At 44.5% G+C, this 21,294-nt stretch carries 21 protein-coding genes and 1 other RNA gene; 14 read left to right on the top strand and 8 right to left on the bottom strand.

The annotated features are described in order from the left end of the window. Positions 1-87: 87 nt before the first annotated feature. The 4 genes from NB463_RS16640 to NB463_RS16625 all read left to right on the top strand — a co-directional run bounded on the left by NB463_RS16640 (position 88) and on the right by NB463_RS16625 (position 3,019). On the top strand, positions 88-732 hold the full coding sequence (locus tag NB463_RS16640; protein ID WP_025553968.1) for a recombinase family protein: 645 nt from the start codon (positions 88-90) through the stop codon (positions 730-732). A 147-nt stretch (positions 733-879) separates the two neighbouring features. After that, complete coding sequence (locus tag NB463_RS16635; protein WP_005479249.1) at positions 880-1,080, top strand: hypothetical protein; 201 nt, start codon at positions 880-882, stop codon at positions 1,078-1,080. 661 nt (positions 1,081-1,741) lie between these two features. Then, positions 1,742-2,353: a hypothetical protein gene (locus tag NB463_RS16630; protein ID WP_024700124.1), complete on the top strand. Its 612-nt coding sequence runs from the start codon at positions 1,742-1,744 to the stop codon at positions 2,351-2,353. 168 nt (positions 2,354-2,521) lie between these two features. Next, entirely contained in the window at positions 2,522-3,019 is a 498-nt protein-coding gene (locus NB463_RS16625) for a ribonuclease HI (protein ID WP_025507102.1), read from the top strand. A 50-nt stretch (positions 3,020-3,069) separates the two neighbouring features. Here the strand turns inward: NB463_RS16625 and NB463_RS16620 are convergent, their stop codons facing one another. The 3 genes from NB463_RS16620 to smpB form a co-directional block, all read right to left on the bottom strand. Continuing rightward, complete coding sequence (locus NB463_RS16620) at positions 3,070-4,803, bottom strand: site-specific integrase (protein ID WP_241771828.1); 1,734 nt, start codon at positions 4,801-4,803, stop codon at positions 3,070-3,072. 111 nt (positions 4,804-4,914) lie between these two features. After that, positions 4,915-5,282: a transfer-messenger RNA gene (gene ssrA / locus NB463_RS16615) on the bottom strand. A gap of 66 nt (positions 5,283-5,348) precedes the next feature. After that, on the bottom strand, positions 5,349-5,834 hold the full coding sequence (gene smpB / locus NB463_RS16610) for an SsrA-binding protein SmpB (RefSeq protein WP_005391476.1): 486 nt from the start codon (positions 5,832-5,834) through the stop codon (positions 5,349-5,351). Between the two features lie 118 nt (positions 5,835-5,952). Here smpB and NB463_RS16605 point away from each other — a divergent pair, with 118 nt between their 5' ends. Together NB463_RS16605 and NB463_RS16600 are read left to right on the top strand one after the other, a co-directional pair. Further along, the gene (locus NB463_RS16605) at positions 5,953-6,396 is read left to right on the top strand and encodes an SRPBCC family protein (protein ID WP_005391473.1); all 444 of its coding nucleotides are present in this window, start codon (positions 5,953-5,955) and stop codon (positions 6,394-6,396) included. Beyond that, positions 6,386-6,739 (top strand): RnfH family protein, encoded by a 354-nt coding sequence (locus NB463_RS16600; RefSeq protein WP_005391471.1) that lies wholly within the window; start codon positions 6,386-6,388, stop codon positions 6,737-6,739. Before NB463_RS16605 ends, NB463_RS16600 begins: the two co-directional genes overlap by 11 nt. 105 nt (positions 6,740-6,844) lie before the next feature. On the opposite strand, the gene bamE is transcribed toward NB463_RS16600, so the two are convergent. The 4 genes from bamE to nadK form a co-directional block, all read right to left on the bottom strand. Next, a complete protein-coding gene (bamE, locus tag NB463_RS16595) occupies positions 6,845-7,204 on the bottom strand; it encodes an outer membrane protein assembly factor BamE (RefSeq protein WP_005391468.1) in 360 nt (119 codons plus the stop codon). Between the two features lie 330 nt (positions 7,205-7,534). Next, positions 7,535-9,199 carry a DNA repair protein RecN gene (recN, locus tag NB463_RS16590; RefSeq protein ID WP_053808725.1) on the bottom strand — a complete coding sequence of 555 codons (1,665 nt, stop codon included), beginning with the start codon at positions 9,197-9,199 and terminating at the stop codon, positions 7,535-7,537. A gap of 167 nt (positions 9,200-9,366) precedes the next feature. Beyond that, a complete protein-coding gene (locus NB463_RS16585; RefSeq protein WP_080936705.1) occupies positions 9,367-10,557 on the bottom strand; it encodes a DUF3103 domain-containing protein in 1,191 nt (396 codons plus the stop codon). Between the two features lie 265 nt (positions 10,558-10,822). Further along, positions 10,823-11,707, bottom strand: a complete 885-nt coding sequence (gene nadK / locus NB463_RS16580) for an NAD(+) kinase (protein ID WP_005391462.1) — start codon at positions 11,705-11,707, stop codon at positions 10,823-10,825. A gap of 146 nt (positions 11,708-11,853) precedes the next feature. Between nadK and grpE the strand changes: the two genes are divergently transcribed. The 4 genes from grpE to dnaJ all read left to right on the top strand — a co-directional run bounded on the left by grpE (position 11,854) and on the right by dnaJ (position 17,756). Continuing rightward, positions 11,854-12,450 (top strand): nucleotide exchange factor GrpE, encoded by a 597-nt coding sequence (gene grpE, locus NB463_RS16575; protein ID WP_012842091.1) that lies wholly within the window; start codon positions 11,854-11,856, stop codon positions 12,448-12,450. Between the two features lie 417 nt (positions 12,451-12,867). Beyond that, positions 12,868-14,142 (top strand): dicarboxylate/amino acid:cation symporter, encoded by a 1,275-nt coding sequence (locus tag NB463_RS16570; protein WP_258431819.1) that lies wholly within the window; start codon positions 12,868-12,870, stop codon positions 14,140-14,142. 347 nt (positions 14,143-14,489) lie between these two features. After that, positions 14,490-16,403, top strand: a complete 1,914-nt coding sequence (gene dnaK, locus NB463_RS16565) for a molecular chaperone DnaK (protein ID WP_005391455.1) — start codon at positions 14,490-14,492, stop codon at positions 16,401-16,403. A gap of 204 nt (positions 16,404-16,607) precedes the next feature. Further along, positions 16,608-17,756 carry a molecular chaperone DnaJ gene (gene dnaJ, locus NB463_RS16560; protein WP_005391453.1) on the top strand — a complete coding sequence of 383 codons (1,149 nt, stop codon included), beginning with the start codon at positions 16,608-16,610 and terminating at the stop codon, positions 17,754-17,756. Positions 17,757-17,825: 69 nt separating this feature from the next. On the opposite strand, the gene NB463_RS16555 is transcribed toward dnaJ, so the two are convergent. After that, positions 17,826-18,257, bottom strand: a complete 432-nt coding sequence (locus tag NB463_RS16555) for a type IV pilin protein (RefSeq protein ID WP_054867884.1) — start codon at positions 18,255-18,257, stop codon at positions 17,826-17,828. 103 nt (positions 18,258-18,360) lie between these two features. Here NB463_RS16555 and NB463_RS16550 point away from each other — a divergent pair, with 103 nt between their 5' ends. The 4 genes from NB463_RS16550 to NB463_RS16535 are packed head-to-tail and all read left to right on the top strand — an operon-like array spanning position 18,361 to position 21,232. Further along, a complete protein-coding gene (locus NB463_RS16550; RefSeq protein ID WP_258431817.1) occupies positions 18,361-18,876 on the top strand; it encodes a GspH/FimT family pseudopilin in 516 nt (171 codons plus the stop codon). A gap of 10 nt (positions 18,877-18,886) precedes the next feature. Continuing rightward, positions 18,887-19,525, top strand: coding sequence for a PilW family protein (locus tag NB463_RS16545; protein ID WP_139059803.1), 639 nt, complete (start codon positions 18,887-18,889; stop codon positions 19,523-19,525). Beyond that, positions 19,525-20,832 (top strand): hypothetical protein, encoded by a 1,308-nt coding sequence (locus tag NB463_RS16540; RefSeq protein ID WP_237309623.1) that lies wholly within the window; start codon positions 19,525-19,527, stop codon positions 20,830-20,832. The genes NB463_RS16545 and NB463_RS16540 overlap by 1 nt, the downstream gene beginning before the upstream one ends. Then, positions 20,822-21,232: a type IV pilus modification PilV family protein gene (locus NB463_RS16535; RefSeq protein ID WP_053808730.1), complete on the top strand. Its 411-nt coding sequence runs from the start codon at positions 20,822-20,824 to the stop codon at positions 21,230-21,232. The genes NB463_RS16540 and NB463_RS16535 overlap by 11 nt, the downstream gene beginning before the upstream one ends. The last annotated feature ends 62 nt before the right edge of the window (positions 21,233-21,294 follow it).

The raw sequence follows: 21,294 nt of genomic DNA, 5'->3' as shown, positions 1-21,294 counted from the left end.
TTTTGTGTGCTTTAGGTGTTGACTTGTCGATATGCATACAATAAGTTAAGCACACAGCAACCTAAAGCACTCGTTCGAGGTATGACAATGACAACTCAATCCAATGACAGCAACTCAATGGTCTTTGCTTATGTCCGTGTGTCGACTAAGGAACAGAACGTGGACAGCCAATTGAGTGACATCTCAAAGCTTTACCCTGATGCGGAGATTACGACAGAGAAAGTGTCGGGTACTGTGCCAGCTAAAGAGAGGGCAGGGCTATCGGTTCTTCTTGGTAAGCTACGCAAAGGAGATACTCTAGTCGTATGGTGGGTTGACCGTTTAGGGCGTGACTATCGAGACGCTGAATCGACTATACGTGAGCTTCTCGACAGGGGGGTGTGCATTAAGACTATCAACCAAGGTCTGACGTTCTCATACTCAAGCAAAGATGATGACATGCAGAACATGGTCACTGACATCCAGATTACCATGCTCACGGCTATGGCTGCGGCAGAGCGTAAGAATCGCTTAGCGTCGGCTGAGGCTGGAAGACAAGCGCTTAAAGCTAACCCTGCGAAGTGGGCTGAGAAGTTCCAAGGACGCAAAGCTAATACCAAGCAGCATCAGCGTATCATTGAGTTGTTACTTGAGGGAAAGTCTATCCGTGGTGTCGCTCAGGAGCTTGGCTGTAATGCAAGTACCGTACAGAGAGTGAAGAAGAAGGCGGTTGAAGCTGGCACCGTGTTCTAAGTGTCGGCTGGTTGAACAATAAGTGCTCACTTAGCAAGCTCTTGCGTGACCATATTCAAGTTATTGCACTCACTAGTGACTACACATAACACAACCAAGTTGAGTTTCGGTATCTTTAGCTCACCTTAAGCACAAAGGAGCATTGATATGAACGACGTCTTAACTATTAAAGCCTCTAATCATCTTGATACTCAAACGCTGCTTACAACGCAAGACTCGCAGCTGCACCAAGAGGTGTGGGGGCATGTTAAAGCGTTAGTAGAGCTTGGTGTCTTTGAGGACGCTACAAATGGCATTGAGAATGTCTTAGCGCCTTACATGGCGGAGGTTAACGCCGAGCTTATCTAGGTCACTTGGGCGGGTGCAACGCCTGCCCTTGTCTGTTTTAGTTGGGTCAAACCATCGAGGTATCAACGCTCTCATCCCCTGCCTTTACGCTCTCTTTGAGTCTCAACGCAATGCCAATCGAATTACGACTGCCTATAGGGCGCAGCCCGATACGGTGAGTCTGACAGGATGTTAATAACCTGTAATTACGACTGCCTATAAGAACAAACCCAATGCGGACTGTAGCCGCCAAACCACAGCAAGAAGTCACACATCAGAGTCACGCACTGAGTGGGCTTCAAGGCCATCACCTCGTAACCTCTCGGCTTCATAGAGAGTGAGTCTTAATGCCTTGGGCAAGCAGAGAGACAAAGAGCAACACATGCACCAGACGCAAAGCTTAAGAGTTCTCTTTAAGGGAAGCTTTAAGCTTGTAAGACGTGCTGGTGTAGGGCGTGGATACTTAAAGTCTGTCTTTAAGATGTGATTGTAGTTATTAACAATAACAATCACTTACTTAGAGCCTAACTTAAAGTAGTTCTTAGAGAGACTTTAAGCTCTGCGTCTTCCTATCAATCATCGTCCTTTCTACCCAACCCTAAGTAACTACTCAATGCCTTTCTTATATATGTTGCAGTCTTGCAGGATTGTTCTGTAATTGATTGTTTTTAAAGGACTTGATATGACGTATGTAAACAACTCAAAGCTGAAAGCTAAGCTTGCTTGTGCACTTGAGTACTCAGACCTTAGTCGTCGCCAGATGGCCGTCTTTGATAACGCCTGTCGTTTGTCTGGGGTAGGTCGAGGGCTGTCTAGAAGCCGAATCTTTCGATTGCTTCAGACGCTCGATACACTTACCTATGACAGTCTTGAAAGGCGTCTTAATGTCAGTCTCAAAGCACTAAGCCGCGAGTCGTATTCAAAGCGCACCATTGCGTTGTACTTATCTGTTTGCCGTAAGGTAGCGTCTCAGTTAGCACAAATGTATGGGATACCTCGTCATGAGACAACAATCCCTGAAAGTGAGTCTCAGTACAGGCTCAGTGTTAGTGACAAGCGAGTCTTTACTGTTGCAGAACGAATGCTACCGAAAGGGGCAAAGTATCTTATCGTGTCGATGTCGACGCTTGAAGAAGCTCTAAGGCTCAAGCCTCGTACTATTCGAGAGTCGCTAAAGCGGCTTGACCACCACGGCTATATCGTGTGTTTAGGTGGTGATGAAGGTGCGAACTACAGCATTACCTTTAAACGCTCGATACATGCCACATCAGCGCTATCACTCCAAGCTGCCTGATTAACCCTCAGATCTCCACAACCCACAATAGGCCACCACAAGGTCTACTTCACTTCAAACCCAACGCTTAACCGCAAAGCCATGCTGTCAGCTAGTCACTACGAGTCTTTCGTTGGTGTAGTTGGCTATGTGGGGCTTTCGGTGTGGCTTTACGATTAAGGACTCAATATGAACACACAACTTCAAACGACACATCTATTACACAACGCTCAGCACCCACTAAGTATCTATTGCGATGGTTCAGCACCAGACAATCAGCACGGGTGTCTTCAAGGGGGGGTTGGTATCGCGGTTTACGACGCTCTTGGTCAATGCGTCTATGAGTACTCATCCTCGGTTCGCAGGACTGGCGGTGTCACCAGCCAAAGGGCTGAGCTTCTGGCTCTCATCATTGCCTTACTTGTAGCAGGTGAGGGGGACAATGTTTTTAGTGACAGTCAGTACTGTGTGCGGGGCTTCAATGAATGGCTTGATAGCTGGAAGCGTAACGCTTGGCGCAACTCAAGCAAGAAGCCTGTCGCTAATCAGGACTTATGGATGCTGATAGACGAGCTTAAAGCTATTCGTCCACGTGTTAGCGTTGAGCACGTAGCTGGTCACTCTGGCATCAAAGGTAATGAGCATTCAGACTGCTTAGCGAGACAAGCAGCCGAAGGTAAAATGTAAAATGAAAGGTAACACTTGGGTAGACGTCAGGTGTTACCTTTTAATTTGTACTAGTTAGGTAGTACATAGGGCTTTATGTCGAAGTCGAACGTAATGTTGTCCAATATAGGAGCTAATGCTGATGCGACATAAGCTTTACCATACCGTCCAAACGTTTCACTTCCGTCCCCATGACCCACATAGGCTGCTGCATGACTGCGGGATACGCCTGATTGCTTCAGGGCGTTGATGAAAGTGTGCCTGAAAGAATGGTAAGCCTTATGTTCGTTCTTGGCGTTAGGCAGCACTTTGTCACGGAAGCGAGCAAACCATTTGGATGGTGCTTGTCCATACCCATCTCTTCCTCTCTTAAGCTCAGGAAAGACGCGCTCATGAGTGAGGTTCTGTACGTAGTCAACGAACCCTAGTTCAATTAATTTAGGGTGCAGTGGAATAGTGCGAATTGAACTCATATTCTTGGTTTTCTGGTCTTCTTGAGTATTGGTGATGGTCATAGTCCAAAGTCCGCTCTCATCATCTCTACGAACGTCACATACATGCAACTGACACAACTCGTTGAGACGAGCACCTGTATAAAGCCCTAGTACAGGTAGCCAGTAATAGTGTGGGTGTTTACTCTCACCTCCTTGGAAGTATGGATGCTGAAATAGGGTCTTTAAGTCAGACTCAGTGAACGCACTACGCTCATCAGATGCCTTTTTCTTGGTCTTTACTTTGAGTCCTTTAAAGGCATTCTTGGACGCGTACTCATTCAACACGCACCAGTCGAAGAATGAGCTAACACCAGTCATTGTGTCATTTGCTGTGCTCACTGCCATCGGTGTCGGTTTGAGAGCAATGACATCATCAACAGGTAAGCCCTTAAAGCTCGACACTTTGTTGAGGTTCGCTGGTAACTGCAAGAGTTTATCCTTGAACATCAAAGCATCAGCACGCTTGAGAGAGTCAATAGGACGGTCGCCCAAGATGTATAGCATGAGTCGCATACGAGCCTTGTAGCTTTCAAAGGTCTTGGGTTGCATGTTGTCTTTTTCTCTATCCTTGAGGTAAAGCTCTACGCATTCAGATAACAGCAAGCTTTGATGTTCGCTCTCCGTAGGAGCTTGCGTTCCCCTTAGCTCATGAAGGTAGGTATCAGACGCATTAGGTAACTCAAGACGCTCTGCCATCACATCTGTGAGCTGAGTAGTTAATGAGGATAATCCTTGTATCGACTTTCTACAGCTCTCGATGACAAGTTGTCTTTGAGTTTCAAATGGTTGCTCTACAAAGTACTCGTAGTGCTCTGACTCCATCGCACCCTCAATGATACGCCATGAGCGCGAAAGCTTGGCGTCATACTCACTCAATCTATTTTCGGCAAGGTCGCACATTAGTTCGCATAAATCATCTCTCATTGCCTCAATACCCGTAAAGACGCTCTCACGCTCCTTTAGTGGCGCAGTAAAGACTTGTGCGTGTAGTAAGCTCTGAGTTCCTACTAGGTTGCCAGACGTCGCTTGAGTGATTTCTTTGTGTTGAGCTTGGCTAGCTTTGACGTCAACGAGCACCTCAAGTGGGTTACTTGCGTAGCCTTTAGGTTTGCTTGTCGTTGTTGCGAGAGTCTCATGCTGCGCAAATAGGACGTCATGCTCTACAGATAGCTGACGCGCTCTAACACGAGCCTCTGCGACAGACTTGGTGCGCAGTGAGATTTTGATGGACTTTTTGTTGCCAAAGAATGGCTGAGAGTGGGTTGGGATACGGCGTTGATAGTACCAGTTACCGTTTGCCCGTTGTGTCATGTGCAAAGTGTCATCTCCGTCCATATGTAGAACAGGATGTACCTCAATTTCTCTTTTCATAGGCATATATAAAAAGAAAGCCCCTGAAAAATCAGAGGCTTACATGATGTTTGGTGGAGCTGGCGGGAGTTGAACCCGCGTCCGAAAACCGTTCATCATTGGTACTACATGCTTAGTCGATCTTTAATTTCGCCACCCACCTGCGAACCGACACGCTAATGAATGACTAGCCTGAATTAAAATTCGCCGTTCATCTCTCAGGCGGGAGAATCCGGGCTAGCGCGTTTGGGTTTGATCCCTCGTTATTCCCCGTCTTACGTGCGGAAGCTAGGGCGAGAGAGCTCTGAGCAGGTTATTAAGCTGCTAGTGCGTAGTTTTCGTCGTTTGCGACTATTTTTTTGCGGTTTGTTAACGAGGCCTACCGCACCTCGGCATGCACCTCAGACTTCTGAATTCCCGTCGAATCCTAAATCAGCCCCAGGTAATATTCGCATAGTAACAGAAAAGCATTGGCTGTCCAGTACTATGCGTTTAAGTGGTCAAGATTAACGCAGTGTACTCTTCATTACGCGTGCTTTCTCTCTTGCCCAGTCTTTTTCTTTTAAATCCGTACGTTTATCGTGCAGCTTTTTACCTTTTGCTACGCCAATTTTTAGTTTCACCCAAGAGCGAGACCAGTACAGAGAGAGCGCCGTTAATGTCATACCTTCACGGTTCACACGTCCGAATAGGTTGTCTAGTTCACGACGACTCATTAGTAGTTTACGCACACGTGTGGGGTTCGCCACAACGTGTGTCGATGCCTGATTTAAAGGAGTGATTGTCATGCCACTCACAAAGGCTTCACCGTCACGCATAAATACGTAACTTTCAGAAATATTGGCTTTACCTTGGCGAAGGGCTTTCACTTCCCAACCTTGGAGCTCCAAGCCAGCTTCGATTTCATCATCGATGAAATACTCGTGGCGAGCTTTTTTATTCAGCGCGATAGTATTGCTACCCGCTTTTTGTTTCGTTTTTTTCTTTGCCATAATAGCGACATTATACGGGTTGGATATCGGATAGGAAATCCTTTTATTTGCGCAATCGTGGAATAAAAGTAAAATTGGCAGGAGCTTTAAATCTGTACATGTATCGATAGGAGTATGTATGAAGCAAGTCAGCCGTTCTGCGCTTGTGTCTTTTAGTGCTGAACAGATGTTCAATCTGGTTAACGATGTTGCTAAATACCCTGAGTTTCTGCCTGGTTGCTCGGGCTCTAGAATCATTGAGTCTTCGGGTAATGGTATGGTGGCTTCTGTCGATGTGGCGAAGGCTGGTATCAGCAAAACGTTTACTACTTCAAATGAGCTGATCCCAGGCCAAGCAATTATGATGAACTTGGTGGATGGTCCGTTTAAGACATTGCGTGGTGGTTGGATTTTTACCGCGCTAGATGAGCAAGCTTGCAAGGTTGAGCTAAAGCTTGAGTTTGAATTCTCAAGTAAAATGATTGAGATGGCCTTCGGTAAGGTTTTTAACGAGCTTACCAGTAACATGGTAAATGCATTCACTAAACGCGCAAAACAGGTCTACGAGTGTTATGAGTATTGAGTCAGATATGATTCACGTAGAGGTTGTCTATGCTCTTCCTCATGAACAGCGTGTATTTAATTTAGTGGTGAATAATCACGCAACGGTAGAAGAGATCATTCGACAATCTGGCGTGTTAGAGTTATACCCTGAAATTGATTTATCTAAGAATAAAGTGGGTGTGTTTAGTCGTAATGTGAAGTTAGATGCGACCGTTCGAGATCGAGATCGAATAGAGATATATCGTCCGTTACTCGCAGACCCGAAAGAGATTCGTCGTAAGCGGGCGGAGCAGGCTAAAGCCGAGGGGAATGCAGACCCAGTCACCGGTGGTAAGCCTAGCTCTGTACGTAAGAATAAGTAGACTTGATATCAATCCCAATGGATGGCGTCATTGATTCAAAGTGTGATTGCGCGATATCTAGATAATAAAAAACCTCTCATGTGAGAGGTTTTTTGCAAAAGTCGTTTACTGAATCTGCTCGTAAAAAGCGTCACTTTTTGGGAAGTCACCACTGATATCTGCGAGTGTGCCTTGATCGTTAAAGTTAACGATCAGGTCTTTTTGCACTGGATCACCGTGACCAGGAGTATGGTGATAAATGTAGTACCAAGTGTTTGGGTAGCCGTTTTCAATAAGCATTGGCGACCCTAGTACGAAGCGAACCTGTGCTTTAGTCATCCCAAACTTTAATTTATCTACCGCACTTTGTTCTACATAGTTGCCTTGGTTGATATCAATGCGATAAACCAGTTTTTCCAATACCGAACATCCTGTCAGCAATGTCATTGCTAATGGTACGGCAACTAACCACTTCTTTAATTGCATAATAATTTCTTAGTAACCTTTAAAATACTGCGCTGATAATAAACAAGCTCGACGCAGATGTAAAAAGCTATGCGTCGTATGATAGGAAATCTGACAACGAATTTTGAGTTGAGTTGCATTTATTGATTCTCTCACATGTATGTTTATGTCGATGAGCGGTTTTCTATCCAGTTTAAGCGGTAACTAATGACAAATAGCCAAGTTATTGAGCTATGGGGTTGCACTGACCATTATTTCGAAAGGGAATCAGCACCCAAGCACTTTGATATGGTGATGGGGGAGGTAGAGTCACGGAGCAGTGTTCGTGACTCTATCTTTGGAAGAGCATGGCTAAGCGGCGATGAGGAGCTCTTTGGCGTTTGCAAGGGTAGAATCTGTAATTTGGCTACCTCCAAGTAGGCGAGCTAATTCTGCCACACGCTGTTGTTCATCTAATGCGTGCATTTGTGTTTCGGTTTGGCCAGCTTTGGTTTGTTTAGCCACGAACATTTGTTGATGGCCACACCCCGCAACTTGAGGGAGGTGAGTGACACACAATACCTGAGTAGACTCGCCAAGCTTGCGTAACATTTTGCCGACGACTGCTGCTGTTGGACCACTAATACCGACATCCACCTCATCGAAGATCAAGCTTGGTGTATCCACTTTCTGAGCGGTAATCACTTGGATAGCTAAAGAGATGCGTGATAGCTCACCGCCTGACGCAACTTTTGCTATAGGTTGCAATGGTTGCCCTGGGTTAGTCGATACTAAGAAGCACACACTGTCCATGCCAAGTGGTGATGGGTGCGTGTTTTCATTGCTGACATCGATATTGAATACCGCTTTTTCCATGCTCAATTCGTGCATGCTTTGTGTGATCAGTTTGTTCAGTTCTTTTGCGTAACGGCTGCGTGATTTGTGTAGTTTTTCTGCTTGGTTTAGGAAGCTTTGGTACTTTTGTTCCACTTCTTGCGCGAGTTCATCTAAACGTTCATCAGAGCAATCTAACGCTTCTACTTGGGCCAGAAGATCTTGGTGATGTTGGTATAGTTCTTCTGGCATCACGTGGTGTTTGCGAGCAACAGACATCACTTTAGAAAAACGTTCTTCTACATAAGCCATACGAGCAGGATCCACATCTATGCCATCTAGATAACTGCGTAATTCGTTCTTCGTTTCTTCCAGTTGAATCATCGCTTCTGACAACATGTTGGGTAGCTCAGATAGCTTTGCATCTAACTCAGCTAGTTGAATTAGGGAGTGATTGGCCGATTGCAAAATACCAAGCGCATTGACTTCTTCACCTTCGTAAATAAGTTCGATGGCTTGCTGACAGGTAGTGGCGAGTTCACCACTATTGGATAGTCGTTTGTGCTCTTGCTCGAGCTCTGCAAATTCTTCTTCACCTAGCGATAACTCATTTAGTTCTTTGATTTGGTATTCAAGCAACTGTTTTTGCGCCTGGTTTTGCTGGCTATTTTCTTTTAGTTGCTTGAGGTTATTGTCTGCCTGACGCCAATGTTGGTAAGCACTTCGTGTGCTTTTTAGTAGGTTTAGATGACCTGCATATTGGTCGAGCATAGCCATTTGGTGTTCGCTTTTCATCAATTGATGATGAGCGTGTTGCCCATGGATATTGATCAGCAGTTGCCCTAGAGATTTGAGTTGTGAAAGTGGGACAGGACTGCCATTAATGAAGGCTCTTGATCGACCTTCTTTTGTGATGATGCGACGCAAAATACATTCACTGCCATCAAGCAGATCGTTATCTTCTAGCCAACGCGTTGCATGTAGGTTGTTGTCCAGTAAAAAAGCGGCACTAACTTCGGTTTTTTCTTCACCTTGTCGAACCATGCCAGCTTCGGCTCGTCCGCCTAAGCAGAGCCCAAGTGCATCGATAGCAATGGATTTACCCGCGCCTGTTTCACCTGTGATGGTGGTCATGCCCTTAGACAGCTCGAGTTGTAAAGACTTAACAATCGCAAAATTATTAACACTTAGATGAGCCAGCATTTTTATTTACCTGTATAACTGAACAATACTGTATAAGAGAACAGTATATACTGTTCTCTTATACAGTAAAGACAGGTGAGAAAAAATTTCTGTGTGGGGTGCTTTTTTGTGATGAAGTGGGAAAAATGAGCCGAAGTGATTACAACGACTCATTAAAATTGAACAGGTTACGGACGAGTTGGGTTAATCGTGAGCGGCTCTAATGTGACTACTGCATTCACACCAGCACCTGGATGATCCACGTATGATGTGTCTTGCATTAGTGTGTAGTAAACGTCGACGAAGTCATCATCATTCGTTAGGACGCCGTCAGGGATAGTGTCGATGATCTTATTCGTGATTTGCGGAATAATCGCGTAAGCCTGAACTTCTGGATCTGGAATCGCTTTCAGCACTTCTCCAGCAACTTGAACGAGGAGTTTTGCCAACTGTTTATAGTCTGTACCATCATCTTGTTCCATGAGCACGATGTCTGCAGCGCCCCAGCGGTAACGAGACCAGTGAATAATGATCTGATTCGGGTAGTAATCTTGGTTATCGTAGTCTAAGTATGGAAGCTCCACTAAATCGAGAGTTGGTTCATCACGACTTGGATTGACGCCCGTTACGATAGCGTAGATTTCTGCCTTGCCAGAGATCCAAGGTTCTTTGTCATCGGCGAGACGGATCTTTTTCAACTGCGTTGTTTGAATTGGAGCCGCTTCGCCCACTGTGCTACTTGACAATAGCGGTGCATTTTGGCGTTGTTCATCAGCAACGTATGGTTGAACTAAAGCTGGCTGACCGAGTTTTTTCATTTCAGCCTGCATAGCTTGCAAGCCAGCCTTTAGCTCTGCAGAGCTGTTGTTATCAACGACAAGTACAGGTACATCAGGGAGCTGGTAAACATCGAGTTGATGGATGTTGCCATACACATCAAATGCTTCGATGTATTGCCAATTCTCATCATCACCACTTGGTTCAAATGCAAATAATGGCTCGACCTCGCCACTTTGCCATGCTGATATCATGCTCTCATTCGCTAAACGAACTTCCAGCAACTGATCTGAGTATTCAGAAATACCTTTCCAGCTACGAATTTGAGTGTCAGCTTGTACAAGCTGACGGCTAAACTCGGAGTTGGGGTTTTGTTGAACAAATGCTGATACAGAGACGTTAGTCTGTTGAGGAGTAATATCTCTTCTCAACATGGGTTCAATGGCAGCATAGTTCTCACTCAATTGTTGAGCGAGGGCACGCTTCGTCTTAGTGATATCTTCCGCTTTTGCGTTGGATACACTGTTGACTTGCGTTTCCTCTGATTGGCAGCCAATAAGTGCTAATGTACTGAGAACAGACAGAATGATGGTTTTCTTCATAATATGTCCTTTATTGATTTTATGAAATAGAGTTAATACTCTATTCATGGTGAGAATATCACCGGACATAGATCATTGAATTTGCTTTTCTATCTTTTGTGTAAACTTTGCCCACAGGATCAAAATTTATAAACTTCTCTTTAATGACAGCAAATATCGTGTCGCCTCACTACTTTGTGTCTATTTCTTGTCTAAGAAAGCCAAAAGCCAGTGGCAATTAAGCTACTGGCTTTTTTATTGAAGTCATTTCCCTGAGTAACAAGTGTTAGAACAATTTACTAGACCAACCAAGCTTGTTACGTAAAACGTGATAGTAGCTGTAGTCTTTGGGATGGATGAGTTTGAGCACATTTGGACTTTGATAGATGTGGATTTCGTCTCCTGGAGAAACAGGGAGAGACACTTGTCCATCACAGCTAACTTCTTGTGTTCCTCGGTTCTCTGGTGACACCACCAATTTAATTCGACGCTTTCCATCAACCACCAAAGGTCGACTCGACAAGGTATGAGGAAACATTGGCACGAGTGAAATGGCATTCAAGCTAGGCGAAAGAATTGGACCACCGCCAGAAAGCGAATATGCGGTCGAGCCCGTTGGTGTGGAGACAATCAAACCATCGGCTCGTAAAGAGAAGGCGAAGCTTTCATCAATGTACACTTCAAATTCAATCATATGGGCAATTTGCCCTGGGTGAAGTACAGCTTCATTTAGCGCAGCGTTGTGGCTTTTAATTTGCCCGTGACGGTGTACTTCCGCTTCTAAGAGAAAGCGCTCTTCTTCAATATACTCACCGTCGAGTACCGCTTGCAGAGACGCTTGGAACTCGTCTGGGTTTAAGTCAGTTAAGAAGCCCAGGTTTCCACGGTTCACCCCTATGACTGGTACATCAAATCGGGATAAAATTCTTGCCGCGCCTAGCATGTTGCCATCCCCACCAACCACAATGGCTAGATCGGCATTTTTTCCTAGTTCAACTAAACTGGCAAATTGACTCTGCGGGATATCATCCAGTATTGCGGCAAGGCGATCGTCAATAAATACTTTATAGCCTTCAGAGGTCAGCCATTGGTACAACTCTTTATGAGTTTGAATTGCTTGTTGATCTCTTGGTTTTCCGATAATCGCGATCACGTTACATGGATTTTTCATAGCATTTCCGCATTAAAGAGGCTTGAATCAGGAATCTTCATCCCCATAATAATGGCAAGTCACCTAAATATGCGAATTTTTATGTGGTTAAAGCCCGCAAAAACGCGCATGGCTTTAAGGGCATTATGTTGAATTCTGGAGATATCATGAGCAACGAAGAAAACAAAGTTACAGAAGAAGAGCTTGATCAAATCATCGAAGAGGCTGAAAAAGTAGAAGCTGAAGCACAAGAAGTAGAAGCTGAGCTTGAAGAAATTGGTGATGAGACAGACGCTAAGATTGCTCAACTAGAAGCGGCACTATTGTCTAGCGAGGCAAAAGTAAAAGAGCAGCAAGATGCGGTGTTGCGTTCTAAAGCTGAAGTAGAAAACATGCGTCGTCGTACCGAGCAAGAGATCGATAAAGCACGTAAGTTTGCGTTGAACAAGTTTGCCGAAGAGTTGCTTCCTGTTATTGATAACCTAGAGCGTGCAATTCAAGCGGCAGATACAGAGAATGAAACGGTTAAGCCGTTCCTAGAAGGTGTTGAGTTAACACACAAAACGTTTGTCGACGTTGTGGCGAAATTTGGCTTGAAAGCAATCAACCCTGAAGGTGAAGCATTCAACCCAGAGTTCCATCAAGCGATGTCGATTCAGGAAAGCCCAGATCATGAATCAAACACAGTTATGTTTGTTATGCAAAAAGGTTACGAACTAAACGGCCGTGTGATTCGTCCGGCAATGGTAATGGTTGCTAAATAACCTTAACTGCCTGTTTTCAAGTATAAAGCGCCCATCATTTTTTGATGGGCGCTTTTTTGTTTTAAACGTAAGTTGTTGTAATGAGCTTCATTGTATATCGATAAAATGGAAGTTTGATCCCCTTCATATTTTTTCTTATTGGTTAATTATTTTCCTATAGGAGATTTCTTCTCATCTCACTGCGTGTTTATGAACGAAGAGGGCTATAAGTAATTGTAATTATTCGTTGTGTGAATGTTTGTCCTGCATAGGAATGTAAAGATAGTCATTTTTTCTACAATAGTTTCGTTAACAAAAATGTAAATTATCACTTTATTTTGTAACCTTCGTGTGTATGATTTGCGACTAATGCTTTAAAAGTAAGCATATATAACTACAAAGATGTAAATAGCAAACACAACATATCGGAGATTTATAATGGATAAATCGCTTTCTAGTAAGATTTTTATAGGCTTGTTTGCCGGCCTTGTGCTCGGAACAGCAATTCAGTACTTATTTAGCGGTATTGCGATTTTTGATACATACCTACTTGGAGCAGCAGAAGGCGTTGGCGGCATGTTTGTCTCGCTGATCAAATTGCTTGTTGTTCCTTTAGTTTACGTTTCAATCGTATGCGGCATTGTTGACTTGAAAGACATCAGTGCATTTGGTCGTCTTGGTGGAAAAACTTTTACCCTCTACATTCTTAACACCATCATTGCGATTACGGCGGCTTTGACTGTTGGTTTGATTTTCCAGCCAGGAGCTGGTGCTAATCTGGCAGGAACGGTATCTGAGGCCGTACAGCTGACGACGACAGAAACGCCGGACATTTTCTCTCTAGTTGTTAACATTGTTCCTAGCAACCCAGTACAAGCGTTTGCTAACGGCGACATGCTGCAAATCATCTTCATGGCAATTCTGACAGGTCTTGCAATTCAAGCTTTGGATTCTCGTGGTGGTCCTGCCATCCGCACGTTCAAAATGGCAAATGAAATCATGATGAAACTGGTTGGGTTAGTGATGAGTCTTGCGCCATATGGTGTGTTCGCGCTAATGATTCAATTGGGTGCAACACTAAACGCCAATACATTGATGTCCGTGGCTGGTTATGTGGTCTTGGTGGTTGCGATGTTGGTGTTCTGGATCTTCTTCTTCTATCCAATGGCAGTAAGTCTTGCGACAGGGACCTCTCCAAAGACTTTCCTACGTGCAACTCGTGAGCAGATTCTGTTCTCTCTATCTACCGCGAGCTCAAACGCGACTATCCCGGTAACGATGCGTACACTGACAGAAAAGCTTCAGGTCTCTAAATCGGTTGCTGGCTTCGGTGTACCACTGGGCGCAACGATGAACATGTCTGGTGTGTCTATCTATATTGCTCTAGCAACGATGTTTGTTGCGAACGCTTTTGGCCAGCCAATTAACACCGCAGACATCTTCACGCTTGGTTTAACTATTCTTCTATTATCTATTGGTGCTGGTGGCGTTCCTGGAGGCGGCGTGGTAATGGTAGGCGTTTTGCTTCACCAACTAGGCTTACCACCTGAAGGCTTGGCAATTATTGCTGCGGTTGACCGTATTAATGACATGTTCTGTACGTCTTCAAATGTTGTGGGCGACACGGCGGTAAACACCATTGTTGCAAAAACAGAAGGTGAGATTGGTAAAGAAGAAGGCGTTGACGCTGAGCCTGCTCAAGCGAACGCATAATGTCTTGAATCATTTATTTTAACCCTAATATTGAAGCGAGCTCTTATGAGCTCGTTTTTTGTTTAGGAAGAGTCGGGCATAAATAAATTCATCTGGGAAATGGCGTTTTGTTGCGCTACAGCAGTGTGACGAGTTCCCAACTAATCAGAAAGAAACACATAAATTTCGAAAAAAGACGCTTTTTTTTAATTCTGCCCTTGAAAAGCATTTTGCCGCCCTTATCTATGTGGCATAGAGAAGCAAACATTGATTATTTTTGTTTGTGAGCAAGGGTTGAAACCCGATTCTCCTCCCCCCACATTGGGGTTATAACCAAACGAAAATAGAATTTATTCGGAGATAGCCAGATGGGTAAAATCATTGGTATTGACTTAGGTACTACTAACTCATGTGTTGCTGTATTAGACGGCGACAAACCACGTGTAATTGAAAACGCAGAGGGCGAACGTACTACTGCATCGGTTATTGCTTACACTGACGGTGAGACGCTAGTAGGTCAACCTGCGAAACGTCAAGCAGTAACTAACCCAGAAAACACGCTATTTGCAATTAAGCGTCTAATCGGTCGTCGTTTTGAAGACGAAGAAGTTCAGCGTGACATCCAAATCATGCCTTACAAAATTGTTAAGGCTGACAACGGTGACGCTTGGGTAGAAGCAAAAGGCCAAAAAATGGCGGCTCCTCAGGTTTCTGCTGAAGTTCTTAAGAAAATGAAGAAAACTGCTGAAGATTTCCTTGGTGAGGAAGTAACTGGCGCAGTTATCACAGTACCTGCTTACTTTAACGATGCTCAGCGTCAAGCTACAAAAGATGCTGGTCGTATCGCAGGTCTAGAAGTTAAACGTATCATCAACGAACCAACAGCAGCAGCGCTAGCTTACGGTCTTGATAAGAAAGGCGGCGATCGCACTATCGCGGTATACGACCTTGGTGGTGGTACATTCGATATCTCTATCATCGAAATCGATGAAGTTGAAGGCGAGAAAACATTCGAAGTTCTAGCGACTAACGGTGATACTCACCTTGGTGGTGAAGACTTTGATAACCGCCTAATCAACTACTTAGTAGACGAGTTTAAGAAAGAGCAAGGTATCGATCTTAAGAACGATCCACTAGCAATGCAGCGTGTTAAAGAAGCAGCAGAAAAAGCGAAAATCGAGCTTTCTTCTACTTCTCAAACTGACGTAAACCTACCTTACGTTACTGCAGATGCAACTGGTCCTAAGCACATGAACATTAAAGTGACTCGTGCAAAACTAGAATCTCTAGTTGAAGACCTAGTACAACGCTCTCTTGAGCCGCTAAAAGTAGCTCTAGCTGACGCTGATCTATCAGTAAACGACATCACTGACGTAATCCTAGTTGGTGGTCAGACTCGTATGCCAATGGTTCAAGCGAAAGTTGCTGAGTTCTTTGGTAAAGAAGCGCGCCGTGACGTAAACCCTGACGAAGCAGTAGCAATGGGTGCTGCAGTTCAAGGTGGTGTACTTGCTGGTGACGTTAAAGACGTACTACTACTAGACGTAACTCCACTGTCTCTAGGTATCGAGACAATGGGTGGCGTAATGACTAAGTTAGTTGAGAAGAACACAACTATCCCAACTAAAGCGAACCAAGTTTTCTCTACAGCGGAAGACAACCAGAGCGCGGTTACTATCCACGTTCTACAAGGTGAGCGTAAGCAAGCGATGTACAACAAGTCTCTAGGTCAATTCAACCTAGAAGGCATCCAGCCTGCACCACGTGGTATGCCACAAATCGAGGTTACTTTTGACCTTGATGCGGACGGTATCCTACACGTGTCAGCGAAAGACAAGCAGACTGGTAAAGAGCAGAAGATCACTATCCAAGCTTCTGGCGGTCTAAGCGATGAAGACATCGAGAAAATGGTTCAAGAAGCAGAAGCTAACAAAGAAGCGGACAAAAAGTTCGAAGAGCTAGCGACTGCACGTAACCAAGCTGACCAAATGATTCACGGTACTCGTAAGCAAGTAGAAGAAGCTGGTGAAGCACTACCTGCAGAAGAGAAAGAGAAGATTGAAGCAGCAATTTCTGAGCTAGAAACAGCGCGCAAAGGCGAAGACAAAGAAGCTATCGATGCTAAAGTTCAAGCACTGATGACTGCTTCTCAAAAACTGATGGAAATCGCTCAACAACAGGCTCAAGCGCAGCAAGCACAAGGTGCTGACGCCGATGCACAGTCTAAAGAAGACGACGTTGTAGATGCTGAGTTCGAAGAAGTTAAAGACGACAAGAAATAATATTTCTTAACCAGATGGCTGCAAAGCCATCTGGGGTCGATAAGACTTCGTGTGCGGGCGTTTGGGGCAACTCTTACGCCCGTCTGTTTGTAAACGCTGTCTTTCTAGTTAAGTATGTTGCGGATAAGTGCACTTACCTAGAACGATACAAACACCAAGCGGTGAATCGATGCCGTTTGTAGTAATTAACTGGTGACGAAGAACATGTCAAAACGTGATTTTTACGAAGTATTAGGCGTAAGCCGTGATGCCTCAGAGCGCGATATCAAAAAGGCGTACAAGCGTCTAGCGATGAAATTCCACCCAGACCGAAACCAGGGTGATGAGTCTGCGGCGGACAAGTTTAAAGAAGTAAAAGAAGCGTACGAAGTTCTGACCGACCCTCAAAAGAAAGCGGCGTACGACCAGTACGGTCATGCTGCTTTTGAACAAGGCGGCGGTGGTTTCGGTGGCGGCGGCTTTGGTGGCGGCGGTGCTGATTTCGGCGACATCTTTGGCGATGTATTCGGCGACATTTTTGGTGGTGGTCGTCGTGGCGGTGGTGGTCACCGTGCTCAACGTGGTGCGGACTTACGTTACAACATGGAACTGACGCTAGAAGAGGCGGTTCGTGGTGTAACGAAAGAGATCGAAGTACCAACACTAGTACACTGTGATACCTGTGATGGTAGTGGCGCGAAGAAAGGTTCATCTGCTGAAACATGTGGTACCTGTCATGGTCATGGTCAAGTACAGATGCGCCAAGGCTTCTTCGCAGTGCAACAAACCTGCCCAACCTGTCACGGTAAAGGCAAGATCATTAAAGACCCTTGTAATGAGTGTCATGGTCAAGGTCGTAAACAGAAAACCAAAACACTTAACGTTAAGATCCCAGCAGGTGTTGATACTGGCGACCGTATTCGTCTATCTGGCGAAGGTGAAGCGGGAGAAATGGGAGCTCCAGCGGGTGACTTGTATGTACAAGTGCACGTGAAAGAGCACCATATCTTCGAACGTGATGGTAACAACCTATACTGTGAAGTGCCTGTAAGCTTTGCGATGGCGGCTCTAGGTGGTGAAGTTGAAGTACCAACTCTAGATGGTCGCGTAAGCCTAAAAGTGCCTTCAGAAACGCAAACAGGTCGTATGTTCCGCATGCGTGGTAAAGGTGTGAAAGGCGTTCGCGGTGGCGGTATCGGTGACTTGATTGTTAAGTTGGTTGTTGAAACACCAGTAAACCTAAGCTCTCGCCAAAAAGAACTGCTCAAAGAGTTTGAAGAGTCTTGTGGTGGTGAAGCGGCGACAAAGCACAAGCCTAAATCAGAAGGCTTTTTCAACGGTGTGAAAAAGTTCTTTGATGATTTAACCAGCTAAGACGTTAGTGAAAAGCACAAATACAAAGGCCTGCTAAAATGCAGGCCTTTTTGCATCTCGGTGTTCTTTCTAATTCCAGCAATCACTTGGCTCTTCGACATTTGTTGACGTTAAAGTAATCGTTTTAGCGCCAGTCAAGCACTCGTCGTCGTCTTGTCCCAGAGCCGATTTTGCTGTCGCTGTTATGGTATAGGCCGTACTTGCAGAGCTCGCAATATTGAAAGAAAATCTATCTGTGTCTGAATCACATAGAGTGCATGTGCCTCCAGAGATAATATGACTCCAGTCGTACCCACCATCATAAGATGTCTCTAGCTCTAGCTGAATTCGACTAAGATCGCTCAAGGCAACCGTCCTATGAGACTTGAGCACATGATTGGTGTAAGAAGGGTAGGCGACAGCCGCAATGATCCCAACAATCACTACGGCTATCAGTAATTCGATCAATGTCATCCCTCCCAATCTTTTTTTGTAGCTGTTACAGCGAGAAATTCGAATCATCACGAGTAGTTTCCTTTTCACTTTTCCGCCTATTTTTGGCAGGTGATAGCATCTGTGCAAGATGAATTACGGCCCTTTTGCCGTTTACATAGGAATTTGGGAAATGCCTCGCGGGTTTACGTTGTTGGAGCTTCTTATTACTGTGGCTGTACTGAGTATTATATTGGCGTTTTCAGCACCATCTTTCCAAAATGTTTTTGAAACCAACAAAATGCAGCGCTTAGCTAATGAATTGCATGGCTTTGTTATTGAAGGCAAGTCTGAAGCAGTATTACAGCGTGAAAGACTTTGGGCACACATCATCATGCCCGGTAGTGCATCCAGTGATGGTAATTGGCGTATCGAGCTTACTGATAACGGAACGGAGGGAGAAGGGACAGTTTTGTTCTCTTTTTCAGGAGCACCTTATGAGGGGATCGTCGTTACACCTAGCTACGCTTCAGACCAAATCAGTTTTGACGACGTTTATGGCCGTCCGTCATCAGGCAGTATTCGTTTTTATCCCGTAGGGGAACCTTCAAAAGTCCTCAAACTTATTTCCCACACTTTGTCTGCTCGCGTGCGAGTGTGTAGTGATAGCAGCAATACAGAATATTACGGTTATTCAACTTGCTCTTAAAAGGATGATTATGTTTAAACAAAAAGGGGCAAGCCTTGTTGAGTTTATGATCGCATCTGCACTTGGGCTTATTTCTCTTGCGACAGTGGGGGCAATTTATGTGAGTGGTCAAAGGGTGATAATGGAACGGTCGAAAGAGCTAATGTTGTTACAGAACTCTGAAAGTGTCGTGCAAATGCTCAAGAGTGACATTCAGCGTGCTGGTTTTGATGGTAACGATGGCAATTCTATAAAAATATCTGGCTCATCAAACACAATTTACACTCTCGATGATGTTGATAGAGGGGTGATTGCTTATGCTTATTACATAGGTGTTTCTGGCGCTGGCGCTAGCTCTTTTCCTTTATATAAAAACGTAGCTTATGAGCAACGAGTTAGCACGCCAGAGTCGCTATTTGTTTGTGAAAAAAAGCAAACAACGATATGGGATGTTGATGACGTGATTAACCTTGCAGGCACTGGCTCATGTAAAAATCTTTTTGATAAGAAAGTTATTCACGTTAATCGTTTTGACCTTACCAGTGAACTGTTAGAAAGCACTGATGCAAAAAGTGTACTGGTGACCGTTACATTGGGAACCGAATTGAAAGATGCGACTGATATTCACACTCAGCAGTCGTTTACTGCGATGCAAAGGAACTGGCAGTAATGAAGAAACAACAAGGTGCAGCTGCGTTGTTAGTTGTGAGCGTATTGCTAGTTGTGGCATTAATGATGTCTCTCGGTAGCTATAAATCCCTCTTTTACCAAATTAAACGAGCCAATAATCAAATTGAAGCAAGACAGGAACATTGGCGTGCAGAAGGAGGGCTAGAGTGCGTCTATAGCAAGACAAAAATAAATAAAACATTGCCAACTAATGTGAATGATTGCATCACAGCTATGGGGCTTGATGCCTTAACATATTCCTCGGGCTCTTCAAGTCTAGTGACTTCAACGATAGGTAATCGGGAAATTAAAAAGACCATTAAACTACCTACAAGCAGTGGGGCTGGAGCGATAAAATCTAAATCCGACCTCGTGATTAATGGCTCATATACGAGCTCTCCAGATCCGAGTAAAAGTCTCGGTAATAATTTCTGGGAATGCACTTCTGTTCTTTACTACAACTTTTTTTATGCAACAAGTGTAAACACTTTTCACCCCTATCAGCTATCTGATAAGCCTTATTCGAGTTTCCCTGACAGTCCTGCAGGACAAGAACAAAAGTGCGCATCTACTCACTATAGTTGGGGAACAAGTGTTGCTGCATCTGAGAGTGATTATCGTCAGTCTTCGGATATGGATCCGTTTAAAGATGTATTTGATGTCCCTCGAAGTGAGTGGTTCGATGTGATGTCGGATAATTCCCTGTTCGGATATGTACCCTTGTCATTAAATAGTATGAAATTGAACTCAAAAGCAGATCTCCCTTCTCCTGTATTCAACGAGACATGCGCGGAGGGGATTGTTAGCAATATCGAAAATGGGAAAGATCTTATTTGGGTTTATGGTGGCTGTGAAATTAATACGGCCGATTTTACGAGTATAAAGAACGCAATAGATAATAGCCTAGGTGGGAGCGGGATAATTTTAGTCGTTCAAGACGGTATTTTTTCTACGATAGGCACGCAGGATTTCAAAGGAATGCTTTACCACTTTATTTCTCCGCTATATACCGAACCTACAACTGGGGCTACATTTGATTTTACCGACTGGTCTGGCTCTGCCAATGATGCCGCATTGGATGGCGTCATAGCGGCTTTAAAAACAACAGTGCCTATGGAAAAGACAAAGGTTGGCTATTTTCAGCACGGTGCATTTAACCCGTTAGGAGGATTTGTCATGGATGCACCAGGAACATTTGCACTCTTTAATGCAGCGTTATCATTCCAATACAATCGCGATGTAATTGAGGAGCCTCAAGAGAAGCTGAAGAAAGCACATTGGAAAAAGGGCTCTTGGAATGATCTCTAAACAAAAAGGATTTAACCTTCTAGAAGTCTTAATTTCTTTCCTGCTTCTTGGCGTAGGCGCGTTAGGCTTAACGAAGCTAAACGTGTATCTAGAACGTGAATCCGAATATGCCATAAAAAGTATTGAAGCACTTCGTCTAGCAGAAAACCAGCTTGAATGGTTCCGAACGCGTGGTGCTTCGGATGCGCTTTCTACGATTTCTACTGCCAGTTTTGCCTCTATCGTGACAGGATCTTCCGCCACTGGAGCGTACACGGTGGAGTGGGATGTGCCACCTGCTACTGTATCAGGTTCACTAAAGACGATCATCATCACAACAAGTTGGGAAGATAGAATGGGGCAGACGCAATCCGTCCAGCTGAAAACTATGATTTCACAGTACAGTGAATTCGAAAACTAAGTTCAATTGCATACATGGGCTGAGACAAATGCGGGTGTAATTCCTGTTTGATACCGGATTTG

Origin of the sequence: Vibrio sp. RM-41-2B (assembly GCF_024744415.1) — a bacterium.
GTDB classification, from domain to species: domain Bacteria; phylum Pseudomonadota; class Gammaproteobacteria; order Enterobacterales; family Vibrionaceae; genus Vibrio; species Vibrio diabolicus.
The sequence above is the reverse complement of the archived record's forward strand: the minus strand, read 5'-3'. Positions and strand labels throughout refer to the sequence as shown.